The sequence below is a fragment of the Streptomyces drozdowiczii genome (genome assembly GCF_026167665.1).
Taxonomy (GTDB): domain Bacteria; phylum Actinomycetota; class Actinomycetes; order Streptomycetales; family Streptomycetaceae; genus Streptomyces; species Streptomyces drozdowiczii_A.
In genome coordinates, this window is sequence record NZ_CP098740.1 from 3,581,915 (window position 1) to 3,601,425 (window position 19,511).

A 19,511-nucleotide genomic window follows, 5' to 3' on the forward strand; every position below is an offset into this window, starting at 1 on the left:
CGAACACTAAAGTTCAGCTCTAGTATTCTGGAGGAGCGATGAGTGAGCCCGGCTCGGCCGCCGAACTCGGCCAGGAGGCCGCCGTACGACGCATGCTGGAGGACTACTACCGGGACGGCACCCCGCCCTGGGACACCGGCGTCACCCCGCCCGAGCTGGTCGCCCTGGTGGAGGGGGTCGGCGCGCCGGAGCCGGGACGCGCCCTGGAGCTGGGCTGCGGCATGGGGACCAACGCGGTGTACCTGGCCCGGCACGGCTGGCGGGTGACCGCCGTCGACCTGGTCGAGCGCGCGGTGCGGGGGGCGAGGGGGCGGGCCGAGGAGGCCGGTGCCGATGTCGAGTTCCTCTGCGGGGACGCCACCCGGCTCAGCGAGTTGGGGGTGCCGGGCCCGTACGACCTGTTCTTCGACCTGAGTTGCTACTGCGGCATCCCCGCGCACCGCCGCGACGCGTACGCCGCCGGCCTCACGGAGCGGGCCGCGCCGGGGGCGACGCTGCTGATGTTCGGGTACGGCCCCGACGTGCTCGACGACCCGTTCTCCGGTGTCACCGCCGACGAGTTGGAGAGCCGGTTCGCGGGATGGCGGCTGACCGACGTGACCCCCGGCACGAATCCGTTCCCGACGGCCTGGTTCACGCTGCGGCGCGACCTCGCGGGGTGAGGGCGGCGGCGGCCGGCTCTTCAGGGGCCCGTGGCCTCCCAGGCCGCCTCGATCATCCCGAAGATCTCGTCCACGGCGGCCTCCGGATCGGCCGCCTCACGGGCCAGGGCGTGCGCGTCGACCACGAACCTGGCGATCGTCCGGCAGGCCGTGGGGGTCCGGGACAGCCCGGGGTCGGCGGCGATGGCCGTCGCCAGCGACTCCGCGTGCCGCAGCCTCATCGCCCCCTCGTACTCCCGCAGCGGGGCCGACCCGTCGATCATGCGCCAGAGGGGGGCGGCGCCGTCCGCCGTGCAGTGCCGGACCATCGCGTGGATCTCGCGGCGCAGCGCGGGCATGAGCGGTTCGTCCGGCGCGCGGCCGGAGACCGCCTGCGCGAGCCGGTGCTCGAAGTCGGCGTCCTGCTCGAACACCAGGGCCTCTTTCGAGGCGAAGTGGGAGAAGAGCGTGGTGACGGCCACGTCCGCCTCGGCGGCGATCTCCCGGATGCCCACCGCCTCGTATCCGCGGTCCAGGAAGAGCCGCAGGGCGGTGTCGGCGATCTTCTGGCGGGTCGCGGCCTTCTTGCGCTCGCGGCGCCCGGACTGCACGGTCATGCGCTCACGCTAGCAGGTACGTATCCGCAACCGTTTCAAAAAGCTAACCGTTAGTGTTACGGTCCCCGGCATGAAGAAAGTGAGCTTCGCCGAGTTCGGCGGCCCCGATGTCCTGCGCCTCATCGACGCCGAGGAGCCCCACGCCGGTCCCGGCCGGATACGTATCGCCGTGCGGGCGGCCGGCGTGAACCCCGTCGACTGGAGGGTCCGCGAGGGCCAGGTCCTGGGCGCCCATCCGACCGTGCTGCCCTCCGGCGTCGGGCTGGACGCCGCCGGGGTCGTGGACGAGGTCGGTGAGGGCGTCGAAGGCGTGGAGATCGGGGACCGCGTGTTCGGCGAAGGGGCCGACACCTACGCCGAGTTCGCCGTGCTGTCGGCCTGGGCCCGGATGCCCGAGGGGCTGTCGTTCGAGGAGGCGGCCGGGTATCCCTCCGTGGTGGAGACCGCTCTGCGCGTCATCGGCCAGGTCGGCGTACGGCCGGGCGAGACGCTGCTGGTGAGCGGGGCGTCCGGCGGAGTCGGGTCGGCGGTGCTCCAGATCGCCCGGGACCGGGGCATCGCGGTGATCGGCACGGGCGGCGCCGCGAACCAGGACTACCTGCGCGGGCTGGGCGCGCTCGCCACGACGTACGGAGAAGGCTGGGTCGAGCGGGTGCGCGGGCTCGGCCGGGTCGACGCGGCGCTCGATCTGGCCGGCTCGGGCGTGATCCCCGAACTCGTCGCGCTGACGGGCGATCCGGGCAAGGTGATCACCATCGCGGATCTCGGCGCCCCGGAATTCGGCGTCCGCTTCTCCGGCGTGGCCGGCAGCGTGCCGGACGCGCTCGCGGAGGCGGTGGACCTCATCGAGCGGGGGAGGCTCCACATCCCGGTCGAGAAGTCGTACGCCCTCACGGAGGCGGCCCAGGCGCACGCCGACAGCCGGGCGGGCCACACGCGTGGGCGGCGGGTGGTGGTCGTCCGGTCGGACGCCTGACGGGGGCCTGCCCCGGCCTCCGGCGGCTGCGAGGGCTCCGGGCCGGGCCGGTGCTGACCCCTCGTCTTCTCCGGTGTCCGCAGGAGGAGTTCGGCGGGAATGGGGCGGCAGCCCGACGCGTTGGCGCGGTCATGACTCAAGGACCCGCGCCCCGGCCCCTGTCCGACGCCTCCCTGTCCGAACTGCTGCGCACGCAGCAGTTCGGCACGCTTGCCACCGTCAAGCGCAGCGGCCACCCGCACCTGACGACCATGCTGTACAGCTGGGACGCGGAGGCCCGCGTCGCTCGGTTCTCCACGACCGCGGAACGGGTCAAGGTCGCGCACCTGCGCCGCGACCCGCACGCGGCGCTGCACGTACGAGGCGATGACGTGTGGTCGTTCGCGGTGGCGGAGGGCACGGCAGAGGTCTCCGAGGCCACGACCGCTCCGGGCGACGCGGTCGGGCGGGAACTGCTCGCCATGATCCCGCCGGCCGCGCGACCCGAGGACGAGGACGCGTTCCTCGAGCAGTTGGTGGCCGAGCGCCGGGTGGTCATTCGGCTGAAGGCGGACCGGCTGTACGGAACGGCTCTGGACGTGACGGGAGTTTAGGAACACCCGCTCGCCCGGCCGCGAGCACCCGTACCCGGCGGCGGCCGTCCCTGGCGGGACCATCACCCACCGGGCCCGGTGACCCGCACCACCAGCACCGCCACGTCGTCCCTCCGAGGGATCTCCGCGAGGCCGGCGGAGAGGGCCTGGAGGAGGAGGGGCAAGGGCTTGTCGGAGTGGCGGGCGAGGGTGGCCGCCGTGTCGGCGGTGCACGCCTCGATGTCCTCGTCGCGGCGTTCGACCAGGCCGTCCGTGTAGAGGAGGAGCACGCTGCCCGGGGGCAGGTCGTGGGTGTGGTCCTCGCGGGGCGGGGCGTCCGGCAGGCCGAGCAGGAGGAGGTCGTGGCCGGACAGGGGCGCGACGCCCGCGCCCGGGGTGTAGAGGAGCGGCGGAGGGTGTCCCGCGTTCGACCAGGTCAGGCGCCAGCGGCCGGCGTCGTGGTCGAGGCGGGCGTGGACCGCCGTGGCGCCCATGCCGAGGGGCAGGACGCCGATGGCCTGGTCGATGGCGTGCAGGGCGGCGGCGGGCGAGTGGGCCGGGTCGTCCAGGCTGGCCTGGCGGAGCATGCTGCGGATCTGGCCCATCACGGTGGCGGCCCGGACGTCGTGGCCGATCACGTCACCGATCGAGATCATGAGCGACGCGGGCAGCGGATACGCGTCGTACCAGTCCCCGCCCACCATGTCCTGGTCGGCGGCGGGCAGATACAGGGCCGCCATGTCGAGACCGGGCACGTCCGGCAGCTCCGTCAGCATCGCGGCCTGGAGCTGCTCCGCGGTGCTGAGCCGGTTCGCCACGAAGCGGGTGCGCTCCACGGCCTGGCTCACATATCCGGCCACCGTGGTGAGCACCGCCTCCTCGGTCGGCGCCATGACGTGCGGGCGGGACCAGCACCAGGTCAGCACGCCGTGGCCGTTCGGCAGCGGCACGCACAGCACGGACTGGAGGCCCAGCGAGTCGTATCCGGCGACGGCCTCGGGCGCGAAGCCGGCCACCAGCGCGGCGCGGTCCGGGACGAAGACGGTGCGCTGCTCCCGCATGGCCCGCGCGCTGGGGAAGGGCGCGTCCCGGTCGAGACGGTCGATGGCGCTCTCCACCGGGCGCGCGTCGTCCGGGTCGATGACCCGCCACAGCCCTGGGCCGTCGGCCAGCAGCAGCCCCACGAACGCGGGCTCGGCGGGCCCCTTGAAAAGGTGGCGGAGGCGGCGGGTCAGGTCGGTCGGATCGTGGGCGTGGGCGAGTTCGACCGAGGCGCGCAGCAGAAGGCCGGCGTGGTCGCGGTCCCGCTGGAGCAGCTCCGACGCGATCCGCAGCCGCAGTTCCATCGAGCAGGCGGCGGTGAGGTCCTCGAGGTCGTGCAGATCGTCCGCCGTCCACTCCCGGGGCCGGTGGTCGATCGCGCAGAGCGAGCCCAGGACGTGTCCGTCGGCGTCGGTGAGCGGCATTCCGGCGTACGCGATCACGTCGAGATCGGGGATGGCGAGGCTGGCGCAGGTCCGGGGGTGCACCCGGGTGTCGTTGAGGACCAGCGGACCGCCGTCCGCGACGACGTGCTGGCAGAAGGAGTGGCTGAGCGGGGTCTCGCGCCGGGCCGCCCAGTGGCCGGACATCCCGACCATGCCGGGAAAGACCTGCCGGTCGGGCTCCAGCAGCGAGACCAGCGACACCGGCACCCGCAGCAGGCGCGTGACCAGCCGCGCGAACCGGTCCATGCCGGGGTCGGCGGCCGCGGTCAGCCCCGCCAGCCGCAGCGCCTCAAGCCTCCCGGGGTCCCTCACCCCGCGGCCCCCGGCCGGGCGGGCGGGAACGGCGCGATGTCCACAAAGCGCATTTTACGAATATAAGGGCGATGGTCCGCGCTGTCCTGGCCTGCGGCCGGCCCCCTAGCCCCGCCGGACCTCCGTGTCGCCGTTGACCGTGCGCAGAGTGAGCCGGTGCGCGTGGTCCGAGCGCTCGGCGACCGGGACGTCCGAGGTGGAGCGGCCGTTCACGGTGTGCGCTTCGGTGGTGTACGGGGGTGCGCCGGCCGGGAGCGTGACGCGCGCGGAGCCGTTGCGGGTCACGCCGCTGAGGGTGTCCGGAGCGGTGGCGCACCCCAGGTCGACGTCCCCGTTGACCGTCTCCGCCTCGACGCCGGCGCCCTTGAGGCCGGTCGCCCGGACGGACCCGTTACGCGTCACGAGGTGCTGGCGGGCGTCCTTCGTGCCCGCGTCCTGCACGGTGACGTCGCCGTTGACGGTGCTGAGGCTCAGCCCGCCCCGGACATCGCTGACGTCGATGCCCGCGTTGCGCGCCCGCACGGTGAGCGTGACGCCGGCGGGGACGCGCACGAGGGGCATGCCGCCGCAGTTGTCCCGGGCCCGGTCGTCGGCCTCGTCGCAGGGCAGGTCGAGCGTGTACGTGTCCCCGTCCCCGTCGTCCCCGTGGGCGAGGACCGATCCGTCCACCGTGACGTGGTCGCCGTCCGTCCCGACGACGCGCACCCCGCCCTGGGTGGTGATGACGAGCCGGGCACCCTCCGCGAGGGAGGCCGTCCGGAAGTCCCCGCTCCGCGGGTCCGCGCCACCGTGCCCGCAGGCGGTCAGCACCAGCAGCGCGCACCCGGCCAGGACCGCGAGGCTTTTCGCTCCACTCCGCGATGAGGTCATGGAAGGCGTGTGCCCCGGGAACGGGGGCTTACGGCTCAGGCGGAAGCCGGCGCGTCCGGGACGCAGCCCGCGTCGGCGTACCGACCCCTACCGGGCGCGCAGCGCCTCCGTGCCCGCGTACCGGGCACTCGTGCCCAACTCCTCCTCGATGCGGATCAGCTGGTTGTACTTCGCGGTGCGGTCGGACCGGGACAGGGAGCCCGTCTTGATCTGGCCGCAGCCCGTGGCGACCGCCAGGTCCGCGATCGTGGTGTCCTCGGTCTCGCCCGAGCGGTGCGACATGACGACCGTGTAGCCGGCGCGGTGCGCGGTGGAGACCGTGGTCATCGCCTCCGTCAGGGTGCCGATCTGGTTGACCTTCACCAGGATCGAGTTGGCGACCCCGGAGGCGATGCCCTCGCGCAGCAGCGCGTCGTTCGTGCAGAACACGTCGTCGCCGGTGAGCTGGCAGCGGTCGCCGACGCGGGCGGTCAGCTCGCGCCAGCCGTCGAGGTCGTCCTCGGCCATCGCGTCCTCGACCGACACGACCGGGTAGGCGTCGATCAGTTTCACCAGGTAGTCCGCGTGCTCCGCCGGGGTCCGGCGTACGCCCTCGCCCGCGTAGTCGTAGACCCCGTCGCGGAAGAACTCCGACGTCGCCGGGTCCATCACCAGGCCGATGTCCGTGCCCGGCCGGTACCCCGTGCGCTCGACGGCCGCCACGACGAAGTCCAGCGCCTCTTCCGCCGTACGGAGGGACGGCGCGAAGCCGCCCTCGTCGCCGACGCCCGTGGAGTGGCCGGCGGCGAGCAGGTCGCGGCGCAGGGTGTGGAAGACCTCCGAGCCCATGCGGACCGCCTCGGCGAAGGTCTCCGCGCCGATCGGGGCGATCATGAACTCCTGGAAGTCCAGCGGATTGTCCGCGTGGGCGCCCCCGTTGACGATGTTCATCATCGGGACGGGCAGCAGCCGGGCGTCCGAACCGCCCAGGTACCGGTAGAGCGGCAGGCGGTGCGCCGCCGCCGCGGCCTTGGCGGCGGCCAGCGAGACGCCCAGGATCGCGTTGGCGCCGAGCCGGGACTTCGAGGCGGTGCCGTCGGCCGCGACGAGCGCGGCGTCCAGCCCGGCCTGGTCCTCCGCGTCCCGTCCGAGCACGGCCTCGGTCAGCTCGGTGTTGACGTGGCCCACGGCCCGGTCCACGCCCTTGCCGTGCCAGCGGGCCGGGTCGCCGTCGCGCAGTTCCACGGCCTCGCGGGCGCCGGTCGACGCCCCGGAGGGGACCGCGGCCCGGCCCAGCGAGCCGTCCGACAGGACCACGTCCACCTCGACGGTGGGGTTGCCCCGGCTGTCCAGGACGCGGCGGCCGGTGACGGAAGTGATGGCGGTCATGGGAGTCCTTCCCGTTGTCGCGTGCCGCGGTCCGGCTGCGACGACAGTGGCGCGGGACCCGGCATCGATAACTCTACAGCAATGCTGTTCAGTGCAGCTGTGCAGTTGTGCTGAACAGCATTGCTGTGTGCGCCGCTGTCCTGATTCCGACCCCGCGTTAAAGTGCGGTATGCCCCTCCCGGAATCCGCCTCCATCGCCGCCGAGCTGCGCACAGCGATGGGCAAGCTCACCCGCCGCGTGAAGCTTGAGGACCAGATGCCGCTCGGCCAGGTGGCCGTGCTCGGCGAGCTGGACCGCAACGGCGCCCTGACCACCAGCGAGCTCGCCGCCAACCAGCGGGTGCGGCCGCAGTCCATGGCGCGCGCGGTCGGGCTGCTGATGGACCAGGGGCTGATCACCCGCCGCGCCCACCCCACCGACGGCCGCAAGAGCCTGGTCGAGCTGTCGGAGGCGGGCCGCGCCCTCCTGGAGGAGGAGCGGGAGCGCCGGGCCGACTGGCTGGCCCGCGCGATCGACGCGGAACTCAGCGAGGAGGAGCGCGCGTTGCTGGCCCGCGCGATCGGGCTCGTCGGGCGGCTGGCCGCGCACTGACGGGGTGCGGGGGCCGGTCCGTCGAGAACCGGCCCCCGCCGGCTCATCGCTTCAGCAGGAAGCCGAAGTCCGTCGACGTCCGCCCGGTCAGGCGGACCGGCGAGACGAGCTTCCCCTCCGCCAGCAGGCGTTCCGTCGCGCCCCGCGAGAGGCCGAAGCCGTCCGCGACCAGGCGCAGCGGGCGGACCGGGACGGGGGCCTCGAAGCGTACGGACACCTCGGCCACCTCGCGGTCCAGGTGGTCCGCGCCCCCGGTGTCCAGGCGCCAGGCGCCCGTCCAGTCCAGGGCGATGCGGTTGCGGCGCCGCACGACGCCGTCCCGGAGGAGTTCGCCCGCCAGGGCCGGGTCGTTGGCGTGCATCCGGTCCAGCAGTTCAGGCCGTACGGAGCGGACGTGCGCGCGCTCCAGGATTGTGACCTTGGTGGTGTCCCCGCACCCCGTGCAGAGCGCGAGGAGCCAGGCGTCGAGCAGCTTGTGGTTCGCGTTGACGCGGAACTTGCCGTGCGCCCGGAAGGTGCCGGACGCGCAGGCGTGGCAGCGGCGCAGGACGAGGGGCAGGCGTGTGGGCATGACGGCCCAATGGGTGAGCACAGGTGTACACCGGTTTCCGTGTGAGAAATCCGCAGCGGGAAGCGGCACGGCGCACAGGGTGCGACGCGCGGCCGGTCAGCAGTGGGGAGGTCTCACGCGATGTACAACGGAACGCCCTTCCGGGGGACGGCAGATGAGGGGTGGCGCCGCGAACGGCGGTGCCCCGGCCGGACGGTAGTGGGGTGGGCCGACGGAGCGCCACCGGATTTCGGCCGGACGCGGAAAGGGCCCCGCACACCGTGGTGTGCGGGGCCCCTCTCCGTACGACAGGTCTACTTCTTGAAGCCGTAGTCCATCAGCTTCTTCGCGTCCGACGTGCGGTTCGCCTCCGACGTCGAGGTCAGGACCGTGCCGATCACCGTCTTGCCGTTGCGGGTCGCGGCGAAGACCAGGCAGTACTTGGACGCCGGGCCGGAGCCCGTCTTCACGCCGATCGCGCCGCTGTAGGTGCCCAGCAGCTTGTTCGTGTTGGTCCACGACATGTAGCGGTAGCCGCCGCTCTTCGTCGTGACCTTCTGCTTGGTCGACTTCGTCTTCACGACCGAGCGGAACGTGGAGTACTTCATCGCGCTGCTGGCGAGCTTCGTCAGGTCGCGCGGGGTCGAGTAGTTGGACCCGTTCCCTATGCCGTCGAACGAGTCGAAGTGCGTGTTCTTCAGGCCGAGGGTCTTGGCGGTGCTGTTCATCTTGCCGATGAACGACTTCACCCGCGCCGCGCGCGTCGAACCGGAGCCGAACTTGTCCGCCAGCGCGTACGCGGCGTCGCAGCCCGACGGCAGCATGAGGCCGTAGAGCAGCTGGCGCACGGTGACCTTGTCGCCCACGATCAGCCGCGCCGAGGACGCGCCCTTGGAGACGATGTAGTCGCTGTACGCCTTCTGGATCGTGACCTTCGAGTCCAGGTTCAGGCCCTTCTGGGCCAGCACCACGCGCGCGGTCATGATCTTCGTCGTCGAACCGGTGGAGCGGCGGGTGTCCGCGGCCTTGGTGAACAGCGTCGTTCCGGTGCCGTTGTTCATCACGAAGCCGCCCTTGGCGACGATCGAGGGCGCCTTGGGCGCGGCGGCCCGTGCCTTGGCGAAGTAGGGCGCCTTGGGCGCGGCGGCCTGTGCCGTGGAGGCGAACGCGCCGCCCGCGATCAGGGCGCCCGTGGTGAGGGCCACCGTGACGGTCGCCGGACCGCGCCTTATGCCCTTAATGCCGAGTTTCAAAGTGAACGCTCCAAATGCCCCTGGAAGGCGGCCACATGAGGGTGCCGCCGCGCTGATAAGACGAACGACTGCCCCGCATGGTTGGGCCCACTCATGGGTGATTTTTTACGACATCCAGGGGCGGCGGGGCGGCCCGCGGCGTTCGCGGGGCGAGGACGCGCGGCGGCCAGGGGCTACCATCGGCGTCACATCCGAGCGCCCCAGAGGCCGGAGGTCACCGTGGACGATGTCGTGCGTGCGCAGGAGTCCGTCAGGGCTTACGGCGAGCTCGTGGCCCTCGCCGAGCGCCTGGAGGCGCTGCGGCAGCTGGGCGAGGACGGCGTCGAGGCCCATACGACGGCCGCGCTGCACGCGGTCCGCTTCGCCGCGACGATCCTGTGGCGGACCGTGCCGGACGTGCCGTCGCCGGACTACCGCCAGGACGAGGAGCGCCTGCTCGAACTGGCCGCGCACTGGCGCGAGGCGGCGCTCGGCCTCGGCGAGTTCGCGCCCCAGCGCCCGACGCTGCGCCTGGTGGAAAACGACGGGTCGTCCGCGTAGGGGCCGGGATAGCGTCCCCGCATGACCCCTTCCCTGCGCAGCGAACGCCTGGTCCTCGAACCGTATGTGCCCGCCGACGAGGAGGCGTTCGTCGCCCTCTTCCTGGACCCCCGCGTCTCCCGGTGGATGGGCGACGGGCCGTGGCCGGAGGAGCGGTACCGCACCACGTTCTCCCGCATCTTCACGCACGCCTACGGCACCGAGGGCTTCGACGTCTGGGCCGTGCGCCAAGGCGGCCGGACGGTCGGCCACGCGGAGATCAAACCGGCCGAGGCCGTGGAGGGGCACGAGCTGATCTACGGCCTCGCCCCCGAGGCGTGGGGCCAGGGCCTCGGCACCGAACTGGCGCGGACGATCACCGCGTACGGCTTCGAGGTGCTGGGCCTGGACCAGGTGTACGCGACCGTGGCCGAGCCGAACACGGCCTCGCTGGCGGCCCTGCGGAAGGTGGGGTTCGAGCACGTCAGGGACATCACCGAGGAGGACGGCAGCACGACGCTGCTGCTGGCCGCCGCGCGGTAGCGCCCCCGCTCCGTCGCCCACATCGTGGACGGGGCGGTGCTTGCGTGCATGTTGTATCTATGCTGTGTCCATGCCTGCCCCCGCACCCGCACCCGTGACCCCGCCCGCGAAGCGCCCCCCGGCCGCCGAGCGCGTCTACACGCACGTCAAGGACGCCGTCCTGGACCGCCGCTACGAGGGCGGCACCCTCCTCACCGAGGGCGGCCTCGCCGAGGCCGTGGGGGTCTCGCGCACGCCGGTGCGCGAGGCGCTGCTGCGCCTGGAGGTCGAGGGGCTGATCAAGCTCTACCCGAAGAAGGGCGCCCTGGTGCTCGCCGTCTCCGCCCAGGAGATCGCGGACGTGGTGGAGACCCGGCTGCTGGTCGAGGAGTTCGCCGCCCGCAAGGCGGTGCCCGCATCCCCGCAGCTGATCAGCCGGCTGGAAGCGCTCCTGGAGGAGCAGCGGCACTACTCCGACGCCGGCGACCTGGCCACCGTCTCCGTGAAGGACCGCTGCTTCCACGCCGAGATCGTCCGCCACGCGGGCAACGAGATCCTGTCCCGCCTCTACGACCAGCTGCGCGACCGCCAGCTGCGGATGGGCGTCGCCGTCATGGAAGCCCACCCGGACAGGATCGCCGCCAACATCACGGAGCACGGCGAGCTGCTGGAGGCGATCAGGTCCGGTGACGCGGAGGGCGCCGCGCAGGTCGTGCGCCGCCACGTCGGCCGGGTCAAGGTGCTGGTCCGGGGTGAGGACCGGTGAGTTCCGCCGCCGCGCCCACCCTGCCCCTGCCCGGTGACCCGCCCGGCGGCCGGCGTGCCGTCAGGATCTGGGGCATCGGCGTCGCCGTCTACTTCGTCGCCATCATCTTCCGGACCAGCCTCGGCGTCGCCGGACTCGACGCCGCCGACCGGTTCGACGTCAACGCCTCGGCGCTCTCCACCTTCTCCATCCTCCAACTGCTCGTGTACGCGGGCATGCAGATACCCGTCGGCCTGATGGTCGACCGGCTCGGCACCAAGCGCGTCCTGACCCTCGGGGCCGTCCTGTTCACCCTCGGCCAGCTCGGCTTCGCGCTCTCCCCCTCGTACGGCACCGCGCTCGCCTCCCGCGCGCTGCTGGGCTGCGGCGACGCGATGACGTTCATCAGCGTGCTCCGGCTGGGGACGCGCTGGTTCCCGGCCCGGCGGGGACCGCTGATCGGCCAGGTCGCCGCCCTCTTCGGGATGGCGGGCAACCTGATCTCCACGCTGGTCATCGCCCGCGCCCTGCACGGCCTCGGCTGGACGACCACCTTCGTCGGCAGCTCGCTGGCCGGGGTCGTGGTGCTGGTGCTGCTCCTGCTCTTCCTCAAGGACCACCCCGAGGGCTACGAGCCGCCGCCCGCACAGCACGCCGGCGGGGCCTACGTGCGCAAGCAGATCGCCGCCTCCTGGCGGGAGCCCGGGACCCGGCTCGGGATGTGGGTGCACTTCACCACGCAGTTCCCGGCGATGGTGTTCCTGCTGCTGTGGGGCATGCCGTTCCTGGTCGAGGACCAGGGGCTCGGCCGGGGGACCGCCGGTGAGCTGCTGACCCTGGTGGTGCTCTCGAACATGACGCTGGGGCTCGTCTACGGGCAGGTGATCGCCCGTCACCACGCGGCCCGCGTCCCGCTCGCCCTCGGCACGGTGGGCACGACGGCCGCGCTGTGGGCGGTGACGATCTTCCACCCCGGGGACCATGCGCCGATGTGGCTGCTGGTCGTCCTGTGCGTGGTGCTCGGGGCGTGCGGGCCCGCCTCGATGATCGGCTTCGACTTCTCCCGCCCGGCCAACCCGCCGGAGCGCCAGGGCACCGCGTCCGGCATCGTCAACATGGGCGGCTTCGTCGCCTCGATGACCACGCTGCTCGCGGTCGGCGTGCTGCTGGACGCGACCGGCGACAACTACCGGGTGGCGTTCTCGTCGGTCTTCGTCCTGGAGGCGCTGGGCGTCGCGCAGATCCTGCGGCTGCGCGCGAGGGCGGCGCGCCGCGAGCGCGACCACCATGTGATCAGCCGGGTGGAGGCGGTGCACGTACCGGTGTGACCCGGGGCTACGGGGTGACGGCGAAGTGCTGGAGGATGGCGTCGGCCAGCTCCTGGTCGCCCTCGGTCTTGATCCGGTCCGCCACCGCGGCGGGCCGCACCCGGCCGCAGGCCAGCCGTACGTACGTCTCCCAGTCCATCGACAGCGTCGCCGCGGGCCCGAGCGACGGGGCGACGTCCAGCGAACCGCGCCCCTCGGCGTCGACCCGTACGGTGCGCATGAACTCCAGCGGCCCGTGGACGTCCAGCACCACGGCGGAGTTGGCCGGTGCGCCCGCGCTCTTGGCCACCACCTTCGGCAGCCCCAGCAGCAGGATGTCGCGGGCGACCAGGGCGCCGGGGGAGTCCAGGTTGCCCGGCCTGCCCAGGGCCGTCCGCAGGTCCTGCTCGTGCACCCAGACGTCGAAGGCGCGCATCCGCAGCGCCGTCTCCAGAGTCTGCTCGGCGCCCAGCGGCGCCCGCACCATGGTCTCCGGGTCCCGCGTCTCGTTCCGCAGCTGCCGGGAGCGGCGGATGATCGTGTACTCCAGCTCGGAGGTCATCTCCGGCGCGGTGTGGTGGCGCCTGACGTCGACCTGCATCTCCATGTACCGGGCGAACTCGCTCTGGACGTGGAACAGGTCGCGCGGAAGGGTGTGGATCGGGCGCGGGTCGCCGAGCTGTTCGCACTCCATGCCGATGATGTGCGACACGATGTCGCGCACGGACCAGTTGGGGCAGGGCGTGCGGCCGTTCCACTCCCCCTCGGCGAGCGGGCTCACCAGCTCGGCTATGGACTCGATGGAGTGGGTCCAGGCATCGGCGTAGGTCTGGAGGCTGGGATGGACGGTCACGGGACCCCTCGTGCGGTTCTGCGGTGCATGGGCAACTGGGCGCGGACGGTCGGGCTGCTGGCTGCGGGCAGCAATGAGGTTCGGTGGCTAAGTTACGCTGCGAGCAGGCACCCCGGCAGTGCTTTCGTGTGACGATCGTAGGCCGGTGTTGACGGCTCGAATGCCAGGACGGTGGTAGTGTGCGCGCCTCCCTCATCCAGATCGCAGTAGACCCGGACGAACCCGCCGGTTCCCGCAGGGAACGCGCCGCCGCACTGGTGGCGTCGCAGCGGGGCGCGGATCTGGTGGTCCTGCCCGAACTGTGGCCGGTCGGAGCCTTCGCCTATACGGCCTTCGAGGACGAGGCGGAGCCGCTGACGGGCCCCACGCACGAGGTGATGGCCAAGGCCGCCGCCGAGGCCGGGGTCTGGCTGCACGCCGGCTCCTTCGTGGAACGGGCCGGGGACGGCACCCTCTACAACACCACGCTCGTCTTCTCCCCGAGGGCGAGCGGGCCGCCGCCTACCGCAAGATCCACCGCTTCGGCTTCGACCAGGGCGAGGCGGTCATGATGGGCGCCGGCGAGGACCTGGTCACCGTCCCCTGCCGGAGACCACGCTCGGCCTCGCCACCTGCTACGACCTCCGCTTCCCGGAGCTGTTCCGGGGGCTGGTCGACGCCGGCGCCGAGACCCTGGTCGTCGCGGCCGGCTGGCCGGAGCGCCGCCGCGCCCACTGGACCCTGCTCGCCCGGGCCCGTGCCGTCGAGAACCAGGCGTACGTCCTGGCCGTCGGCTCGGCCGGTACCCACGCGGGCATCCAGCAGGCCGGGCACTCCCTCGTCGTGGACCCCTGGGGCGAGGTGCTCGCGGAGGCGGGCGCGGACGAGGAGGTGCTGACCGTGGAGCTGGACCCGGCCAAGGTCGCGGCGACCCGGGAGCAGTTCCCGGCGCTGAAGGACCGGCGGCTCGGAGTGCCCGCGCCGAGGATCTGACGTGCGAAGGGCCCTCGTCCCACGGTTTCACGTGAAACAAGGGGCCCTTGGCGCGGTAGGCGCGGTCAGTCGTCGTGGTCCTTCTCCGCGAGCACGATCACGCACACCGCCACCGCGATCAGCAGTGACGCGTCGGCGTCGTCCCGCACGATGTCGATGCCGTACGTGTCCCGGATGGACAGCCAGCGGCGGGAGATCTGGGCCAGCAGCTCGCCGTCGTAGTCGATCGCGAACTCGCGGTCCAGGATCTTCCCGCTGACGTCCAGCTCGGTGCCGTCCGCGAGGGTCACGCGGTAGTGGTTGCGGAGCAGCGACAGGTGCTTCTTCTTGACCTTGGCGAGCTGTTCGCCGTCCCGCTCGATCAGCATCGTGTCGCGGAGGCTCAGGAGCTTCTGGCGGATCTCCACCAGGATCCGGCCCTGCGCGTCCTTCAGCTCGAAGGTGTCGCGCACCCGCATGGCCTTGCCGTCGACCAGGAAGACCTTGCGGCCGTCCGCGTCCTCGATCCAGTAGTCGTCACCGATGCCGAAGATGCGCTCACGCACGAGAAGTCTCATGGCTCACAGGTTCCCCGAGCCACCTGTGGAATGCGGGAACGCCACGGTGTTGTTGACTGGTCCCATGGCAACACGAGCGCGCGTCAGGGCCCCCGAACTCATCGGCAAGGGCGGCTGGCTCAATACAGGCGACCGGCAGTACACCCTCGCCGACCTGCGAGGACGCATCGTCATCCTCGACTTCTGGACCTTCTGCTGTGTGAACTGCCTGCATGTTCTCGACGAACTGCGCGAGCTGGAGGAGAAGCACCGCGACACCGTCGTGATCATCGGCGTGCACTCGCCGAAGTTCGTGCACGAGGCGGAGCACCAGGCGGTCGTGGACGCGGTCGAGCGGTACGAGGTCCACCACCCGGTCCTCGACGACCCCGAGCTGGCCACCTGGAAGCAGTACGCCGTACGCGCCTGGCCCACGCTCGTCGTCATCGACCCCGAGGGCTACGTCGTCGCCCAGCACGCCGGTGAGGGCCATGCCCACGCCATCGAGAAGCTGGTCGAGGAGCTGGAGGCGGAGCACGCGGCGAAGGGCACCCTGCGACGCGGGGACGGCCCCTACGTGGCACCCGAGCCGGTCGCCACGCATCTGCGGTTCCCCGGCAAGGCGCTGCTCCTCGCGGACGGCGGCTTCCTGGTCTCCGACACCACCCGGCACCGGCTGGTCGAGCTGGACCCGGACGGCGAGACCGTCCGCCGGTACTTCGGGACGGGCGAGCGCGGGTTCACGGACGGCGGGCCCGACCAGGTCCGCTTCAGCGAACCGCAGGGGCTCGCCCTGCTGCCCGACGGGCGGATCGCGGTCGCCGACACCGTCAACCACGCCATCCGCGCCCTCGACCTGGCGACCGGGACCACCACCACCCTCGCCGGCACCGGCCGCCAGTGGTGGCAGGGGGCGCCCACCAGCGGCCCGGCCCGCGAGGTGGACCTCTCCTCGCCGTGGGACGTCGCCTGGTTCGACGGCCGGCTCTGGATCGCCATGGCCGGGGTGCACCAGCTGTGGACGTACGACCCCGAGGACGGCACCGTACGGGTCGCCGCCGGGACCACCAACGAGGGCCTGGTCGACGGGCCCGGCGCGGAGGCGTGGTTCGCCCAGCCGTCCGGGCTCGCGGCGACCGAGGAGCGGCTGTGGGTCGCCGACTCGGAGACGTCCGCGCTGCGCTGGGTCGACCGCGAGGGCGCCGTGCACACGGCCGTGGGCACCGGCCTCTTCGACTTCGGCCACCGGGACGGCGCCGCCGGGCAGGCCCTGCTCCAGCACCCCCTCGGCGTCACCGCCCTGCCCGACGGGTCCGTCGCCGTCTGCGACACCTACAACCACGCCCTGCGCCGGTACGACCCGGCGGGCGACGAGGTCACCACCCTGGCCACGGACCTGCGGGAGCCCAGCGACGCCGTGCTGGTGGACGGCGACCTCGTGGTCGTGGAGTCCGCCCGCCACCGGCTGACCCGGCTGCGGCTGCCCGAGGAGGCGGTACGCGTCGCCGAACAGGCGCACCGCACGCAGCGGGCCGCGACCGAGGTCGCCCCCGGCGCGCTCCGGCTCGACGTCGTCTTCCAGGCACCGGCCGGGCAGAAGCTGGACACCCGGTACGGTCCCTCGACGCGGCTGCTGGTCTCCTCGACCCCGCCCGGGCTGCTGGCCGAGGGCGAGGGCGCCGGCATCGACCTCTTCCGCGACCTCGTCCTCGCGGACGGCGTCACCGAGGGCGTCCTGCACGTCTCCGCGATGGCCGCGTCCTGCGACGACGACCCGGCGAACGAGTACCCGGCCTGCCACGTCCACCAGCAGGACTGGGGCGTACCGGTCCGCGTCACGGGGGGCGGCGCGGCCCGGCTGCCGCTGGTCCTCGCGGGGATGGACGCGTAAGCGCCGAGGCGCCTCAGCCGTCCGCCTCAGCCGTCCGCCGTCAGGCGGCGGGTCGCCTCGGTGTGGCGGCGTACGTGGTCCGGGCTCGCCGTCACCCGGAGCAGCGCCTCCAGGGCCCGGACCGCGCCCTCGTCGTAGTCGGCGCGCTCCGCCTCCGTGGCCGCCTCGTCCAGGAGCCGGATGCCCTCCTCCTCCGCGCCCAGGGCGAGGCGGGCCTCGCCGCTGACGGACAGCAGCAGCACCCGGCGGGCCGCCTCCTCGTGCTCCGGGCCCAGGTCGAAGGCGGTCCGGGCGGAGTCCAGGGCGTCCCTCGGGCGTCCCGCCGTCAGCTGCATCCGGGCCAGGTGCTGGAGCGCGAGCATCTCGGTGTGCGCGTCGGGCTCCTTCCTGGCCAGCGCGAGGGCCCGCTCGCAGCCCTCCATCGCCACGTCCAGGCCGCCCTGCTCGGCCTGGACGATGGCCAGGTTGATCAGCGCCGTCGCCTCGCCGAGCCGGTCCCCGGCCTGCCGGGCGAGTCCGGGCGAGGGCTCCAGCGTGGCGACCGCCTCACCGGTCCTGCCCTCTTCCGTCAGGACCCAGCCGAGCAGATTGCGGACCCGGGACTCGGCGTACGGGTCCTCGCGGGCGACGGCCGCCGCCAGGGCGAGTTCCAGCATCGGGACCCAGCCGTCCCGGACCCGCCAGACGACGTGCGGCCACTGGAGCAGGATGATCCGCCACGCCCGGTCGTCCAGCCCGGCGGCCCGGGCCGCGGCGGCCGCCAGGGTCAGGTCCTCGCGCTCGGCGGCCAGCCAGCTCATCGCCTCCGCCCGGTCCGTGAAGTCCCGGGTCGCGGTGGGCGCGTGGAAGTCGTCGGGCAGCACGAAGCAGGGTTCGCCGCCCGGTTCCGCCGTGTCGGCGGCGGCGAGCGCGGTCGCGATGTAGTGGTCCAGCACCCCGATGAGCGCGTCCGGCGCCCCCGCCGGGTCGAGCCCCCGCGCGTACAGCCGCACCAGGTCGTGCAGTATCCAGCGCCCGGGGCCGGCCTCCGTGACCAGATGGGCGGCGGCCAGCCGTTCCAGCGCGGCTCCCGCGGTGACCGGGTCGCTGCCGGCGAGCGCGGCGGCGGTGTACGGGTCGAAGTGGCTGCCCGGGTGGTGGCCGAGCCGGCCCAGGTGGTGGACGGCGTCCGGCGGCAGCTGCTGCACGGTGAGCCGCAGGGCGGCGGAGACGCCGGTGTCCTCCACGTCCAGATAGGACAGCCGGCTGCGCTCGTCGGCGAGTTCGTCGGCCATGGCGGCCAGCGTCCACTGCGGGCGGCCCGCCAGCCGGGCCGCCGTCACCCGCAGCGCGAGGGGCAGTCCGCCGCAGAGTTCTGCGAGCCGCCGGGCCGCCACCGGTTCCGCGAGGACCCGTTCCTCGCCCAGCACCCCGGCCAGCAGCGCGGTGCCGTCCGTCGGTTCCAGTATGTCCACCGGGACCGGTACGGCCGCGTCCGAGGCGATCAGCCCGTCGAGCCGGTGCCGGCTGGTGACCAGCGTGACGCAGTCCGCGCCGCCCGGCAGCAACGGCCTGACCTGCCCGGAGTCCCGGGCGTTGTCCAGCACGACGAGGAGGCTGAGCCGGTCGGTGAGCGAGCGGAACAGCGCCGCCGCGCCGGACACGGACTCCGGCACCCGGCGGGGCGCGACGCCGAGCGCGAGCAGGAACTCCCGCAGCACTTCGAGCGGGGTCGGTTCGCCGGTCTCCCCGAACCCGCGCAGATCCGCGAACAGCCGCCCGTCCGGGAAGGCGGCGGGGGACCGGCGCGCCCAGTGGAGGGCCAGCGCGGTCTTCCCGACCCCGGCAGGACCGGTGACCAGGCACACGGGCGCCTCCCCGGCCGCCGCCCGCGACAACGCGGTCAGCTCGGCCCCCCGCCCGTGGAACCCGCGCGGCGCGCGCGGCAGCAGATCGGCGGGTACGCCTCCGGCGGTGTACGGGGAGGGCGGCACCTGCGCCGGCAGGACGGCCCGCGCGGCGCCGGTTCCGGCGAACGACTGCGGTCCGCCGGGCGCCGCGCCGGGACGGGCGCGGGTGGATGCGGCACCGGACAGCGGTGAACCGGCCCCGGCGGCGTGCTCCGGGGCGACGGGTCCGCCGGGCCCGCCCTCCCCGCGCAGAACGCGCGCGTACGCGTCCGCCAGTTCGCGGCCCGGGTCGATGCCCAGTTCGTCCGCGAGCAGGCGGCGGGTGCGGTGGAAGCAGTCCAGGGCCTCGGACTGGCGGCCCGAGCGGTGCAGGGCGGTCATCAGGGCCGCCGCCAGGGATTCGCGCAGGGGATGGGCGACGGCCTCCGCGCGGAGGACCGCCGCCGCGCGGTGGTGTTCGCCCAGCTCCCCGTAGGCACCGGCCAGCTGCTCGACCGTCGAGAGGCGGGACTCCTCCAGCGCGTGGGCGGCCGCCTGGAGCGGGGCGCTCGCGAAGGTGCCGGTGAGGGCGGGCCCCTGCCAGAGCGACAGGGCCTCCTTCAGCATCAGCACCGTGTCGGCGGGTTCCCGCTGCTCGCGGGCCAGCATCAGCAGTTCCTCGAACCGCTGGGAGTCCAGCAGGGTTTCGGGCGCCCGGAGGACGTACGCGTCGCCGAGCGTCGCCAGCTCGACCCCGTACGCCCGCGCGTCCGCGCCGACCAACAGGGCGCGCAGCCGGGAGACATGGCCCTGGATGACCGTGCGGGCGTGGAGCGGCGGCTCCTCGTCCCACAGGCAGTCGGTCAGCCGTGCCATCGACACGGGGGTGTTGGCGTGCAGCAGCAGGGCGGCGAGCAGGCTGCGGCGCTTGGCGGGGCCGAGGGGCAGCGGCCCGGTCAGCGTGTCGACGCAGACGGTGCCGAGCAGCCGGAACTCCACGAGCGGCTCCCCTTCGGGGTCTGACGCGCCCGGTTCCGGGTCACGGACAAGTGCCCAGAAT

The 19,511-nt window shown here is 73.2% G+C and carries 18 protein-coding genes and 1 pseudogene; 10 read left to right on the top strand and 9 right to left on the bottom strand.

From position 1 onward, the window contains the following. The first annotated feature begins 38 nt into the window (after positions 1 to 38). Positions 39 to 662, top strand: coding sequence for a class I SAM-dependent methyltransferase (locus NEH16_RS16260; RefSeq protein ID WP_265543159.1), 624 nt, complete (start codon positions 39 to 41; stop codon positions 660 to 662). Between the two features lie 20 nt (positions 663 to 682). On the opposite strand, the gene NEH16_RS16265 is transcribed toward NEH16_RS16260, so the two are convergent. Next, positions 683 to 1,258 (bottom strand): TetR/AcrR family transcriptional regulator, encoded by a 576-nt coding sequence (locus NEH16_RS16265; RefSeq protein WP_265543161.1) that lies wholly within the window; start codon positions 1,256 to 1,258, stop codon positions 683 to 685. Positions 1,259 to 1,328: 70 nt separating this feature from the next. On the opposite strand from NEH16_RS16265, the gene NEH16_RS16270 reads away from it, so the two are divergent. Both NEH16_RS16270 and NEH16_RS16275 read left to right on the top strand, forming a co-directional pair. Further along, complete coding sequence (locus NEH16_RS16270; protein WP_265543163.1) at positions 1,329 to 2,234, top strand: NADP-dependent oxidoreductase; 906 nt, start codon at positions 1,329 to 1,331, stop codon at positions 2,232 to 2,234. Positions 2,235 to 2,365: 131 nt separating this feature from the next. After that, on the top strand, positions 2,366 to 2,827 hold the full coding sequence (locus NEH16_RS16275) for a PPOX class F420-dependent oxidoreductase (protein WP_265543165.1): 462 nt from the start codon (positions 2,366 to 2,368) through the stop codon (positions 2,825 to 2,827). Positions 2,828 to 2,889: 62 nt separating this feature from the next. Here the strand turns inward: NEH16_RS16275 and NEH16_RS16280 are convergent, their stop codons facing one another. The 3 genes from NEH16_RS16280 to eno form a co-directional block, all read right to left on the bottom strand. Beyond that, complete coding sequence (locus NEH16_RS16280; RefSeq protein ID WP_265543167.1) at positions 2,890 to 4,605, bottom strand: GAF domain-containing SpoIIE family protein phosphatase; 1,716 nt, start codon at positions 4,603 to 4,605, stop codon at positions 2,890 to 2,892. A gap of 105 nt (positions 4,606 to 4,710) precedes the next feature. Continuing rightward, the gene (locus NEH16_RS16285) at positions 4,711 to 5,475 is read right to left on the bottom strand and encodes a DUF4097 family beta strand repeat-containing protein (RefSeq protein WP_265543168.1); all 765 of its coding nucleotides are present in this window, start codon (positions 5,473 to 5,475) and stop codon (positions 4,711 to 4,713) included. Between the two features lie 87 nt (positions 5,476 to 5,562). Further along, positions 5,563 to 6,843, bottom strand: a complete 1,281-nt coding sequence (eno, locus tag NEH16_RS16290; protein ID WP_265543170.1) for a phosphopyruvate hydratase — start codon at positions 6,841 to 6,843, stop codon at positions 5,563 to 5,565. 169 nt (positions 6,844 to 7,012) lie between these two features. Here eno and NEH16_RS16295 point away from each other — a divergent pair, with 169 nt between their 5' ends. Then, on the top strand, positions 7,013 to 7,435 hold the full coding sequence (locus tag NEH16_RS16295) for a MarR family winged helix-turn-helix transcriptional regulator (protein ID WP_018101980.1): 423 nt from the start codon (positions 7,013 to 7,015) through the stop codon (positions 7,433 to 7,435). 43 nt (positions 7,436 to 7,478) lie between these two features. Here the strand turns inward: NEH16_RS16295 and NEH16_RS16300 are convergent, their stop codons facing one another. Both NEH16_RS16300 and NEH16_RS16305 read right to left on the bottom strand, forming a co-directional pair. Continuing rightward, the gene (locus tag NEH16_RS16300; RefSeq protein WP_265543172.1) at positions 7,479 to 8,027 is read right to left on the bottom strand and encodes a DUF1062 domain-containing protein; all 549 of its coding nucleotides are present in this window, start codon (positions 8,025 to 8,027) and stop codon (positions 7,479 to 7,481) included. Positions 8,028 to 8,299: 272 nt separating this feature from the next. Further along, positions 8,300 to 9,238, bottom strand: a complete 939-nt coding sequence (locus NEH16_RS16305; protein ID WP_199879105.1) for a D-alanyl-D-alanine carboxypeptidase family protein — start codon at positions 9,236 to 9,238, stop codon at positions 8,300 to 8,302. A gap of 219 nt (positions 9,239 to 9,457) precedes the next feature. Here NEH16_RS16305 and NEH16_RS16310 point away from each other — a divergent pair, with 219 nt between their 5' ends. The 4 genes from NEH16_RS16310 to NEH16_RS16325 all read left to right on the top strand — a co-directional run bounded on the left by NEH16_RS16310 (position 9,458) and on the right by NEH16_RS16325 (position 12,352). After that, positions 9,458 to 9,778, top strand: a complete 321-nt coding sequence (locus NEH16_RS16310; protein ID WP_265543174.1) for a hypothetical protein — start codon at positions 9,458 to 9,460, stop codon at positions 9,776 to 9,778. A gap of 21 nt (positions 9,779 to 9,799) precedes the next feature. After that, positions 9,800 to 10,300: a GNAT family N-acetyltransferase gene (locus tag NEH16_RS16315; protein WP_265543176.1), complete on the top strand. Its 501-nt coding sequence runs from the start codon at positions 9,800 to 9,802 to the stop codon at positions 10,298 to 10,300. A 70-nt stretch (positions 10,301 to 10,370) separates the two neighbouring features. After that, positions 10,371 to 11,045 carry a GntR family transcriptional regulator gene (locus NEH16_RS16320; RefSeq protein ID WP_265543178.1) on the top strand — a complete coding sequence of 225 codons (675 nt, stop codon included), beginning with the start codon at positions 10,371 to 10,373 and terminating at the stop codon, positions 11,043 to 11,045. Further along, complete coding sequence (locus NEH16_RS16325) at positions 11,042 to 12,352, top strand: MFS transporter (RefSeq protein ID WP_073966572.1); 1,311 nt, start codon at positions 11,042 to 11,044, stop codon at positions 12,350 to 12,352. The genes NEH16_RS16320 and NEH16_RS16325 overlap by 4 nt, the downstream gene beginning before the upstream one ends. Before the next feature lie 7 nt (positions 12,353 to 12,359). Here NEH16_RS16325 and NEH16_RS16330 read toward each other — a convergent pair whose 3' ends face one another. Next, entirely contained in the window at positions 12,360 to 13,184 is an 825-nt protein-coding gene (locus NEH16_RS16330) for a maleylpyruvate isomerase family mycothiol-dependent enzyme (protein ID WP_073966571.1), read from the bottom strand. Between the two features lie 179 nt (positions 13,185 to 13,363). On the opposite strand from NEH16_RS16330, the pseudogene NEH16_RS16335 reads away from it, so the two are divergent. Then, positions 13,364 to 14,156: pseudogene (locus tag NEH16_RS16335) on the top strand (carbon-nitrogen family hydrolase). 65 nt (positions 14,157 to 14,221) lie between these two features. On the opposite strand, the gene NEH16_RS16340 reads toward NEH16_RS16335, so the two are convergent. After that, positions 14,222 to 14,713, bottom strand: a complete 492-nt coding sequence (locus NEH16_RS16340) for an LURP-one-related/scramblase family protein (RefSeq protein ID WP_265543181.1) — start codon at positions 14,711 to 14,713, stop codon at positions 14,222 to 14,224. 64 nt (positions 14,714 to 14,777) lie between these two features. On the opposite strand from NEH16_RS16340, the gene NEH16_RS16345 reads away from it, so the two are divergent. Beyond that, on the top strand, positions 14,778 to 16,583 hold the full coding sequence (locus tag NEH16_RS16345) for an NHL domain-containing thioredoxin family protein (protein WP_265543183.1): 1,806 nt from the start codon (positions 14,778 to 14,780) through the stop codon (positions 16,581 to 16,583). A 26-nt stretch (positions 16,584 to 16,609) separates the two neighbouring features. Here the strand turns inward: NEH16_RS16345 and NEH16_RS16350 are convergent, their stop codons facing one another. Continuing rightward, positions 16,610 to 19,450, bottom strand: a complete 2,841-nt coding sequence (locus tag NEH16_RS16350) for an AfsR/SARP family transcriptional regulator (RefSeq protein WP_265543185.1) — start codon at positions 19,448 to 19,450, stop codon at positions 16,610 to 16,612. Positions 19,451 to 19,511: the final 61 nt, after the last annotated feature.